Here is a 1,138-nt window from a genome sequence, read left to right as displayed (position 1 = left end):
ACACCGTCCTGAATAAAGGCTACATAATTTTAAACATTATGTATAAAAACAACAAAGTCATCAGACGGTATTCAGAACCTTTTAAACTGAAAATTTTAGACGAACTTACAACGGGAAAATTAAACAAGTATCAATTAGGTAAGGCCTACGGTATTGCTCCAACTACCATTAATGAATGGATCAGAAAGTACAATCGTAAAGACCTCATGAACATCAGAGTAACAGTGAAAACTAAAGATAAAATAACAAGAATAAAGGAACTTCAAAAAGAGATAGAACAACTAAAGAAACTGTTGTTAAAGAAAGACTTGGATGCGATGATTCAAGATTCATACCTGGAAGTTGCTGCCGAAGACCTTGGTTATAAATCGGTTGCCGAACTAAAAAAAAAGCTAAATATAGAGCGGTAAGTAAAGCTAAAGACAAAGCTAAAGGATTTGCGTCTTTAACTACTATTTGTAAGCCTTTCGGGATTAAACGTGATGCATACTACAAGTATAAATATAGAGCTGATAAACGTTTAAAACTTGAACAACAGGTCATTCAAATTGTAAACCAAAAACGTAGATCCTTGCCTAGAGAAGACATGCGTAAACTCAAAATATCTTTACAAAACGAGTTTGATAAAGAGAACCTTAAAGTAGGCAGAGACACACTTTTCAAGATCCTTAGAAAACACAATATGCTTATTACTAGAAAGAAACCAAGCTATAAAACAACCAACTCTTTGCATAGGTTCTATAAACATAAAAACATCATCAAAGATATGATGGTTAATAGACCTAATCAAGTTTGGGTAAGTGATATTACCTATATCAGAACCGTAAAAGGGTTTTGTTATTTGGCGCTTATTACAGATATGTATTCTAGAAAAATAATCAGTTACGACCTCAGTGATAGCCTAGAACTCAGCGGTTGTGTGAGAGCGCTTAATAAAGCCTTGTATCAAGCTAAAAACATTAATGGACTTATTCATCATTCGGATAGAGGTATTCAATATTGCAGCAATGTATACACACAAATACTTAAAAGAAACAACATTGAAATTAGCATGACAGAAGAAAATCATTGTTATGAAAACGCTATTGCTGAACGTGTAAATGGCATCCTTAAAGACGAGTTCTATCTTGATCAAACC

At 33.3% G+C, this 1,138-nt stretch carries 2 protein-coding genes; both read left to right on the top strand.

From position 1 onward, the window contains the following. A partial coding sequence (locus FS85_RS0110775) for a transposase (RefSeq protein WP_010136290.1) occupies positions 1–410 on the top strand: 410 nt, incomplete at its 5' end. Beyond that, positions 368–1,138, top strand: a 771-nt coding sequence (locus tag FS85_RS15535; protein ID WP_050809645.1) for an IS3 family transposase, incomplete at its 3' end; no start/stop codon positions are given. The genes FS85_RS0110775 and FS85_RS15535, both read left to right, overlap by 43 nt.

Origin of the sequence: Ochrovirga pacifica (genome assembly GCF_000220525.1) — a bacterium.
In the GTDB taxonomy this organism is placed as follows: Bacteria; Bacteroidota; Bacteroidia; order Flavobacteriales; family Flavobacteriaceae; genus Ochrovirga; species Ochrovirga pacifica.
The sequence above is the reverse complement of the archived record's forward strand: the minus strand, read 5'-3'. Positions and strand labels throughout refer to the sequence as shown.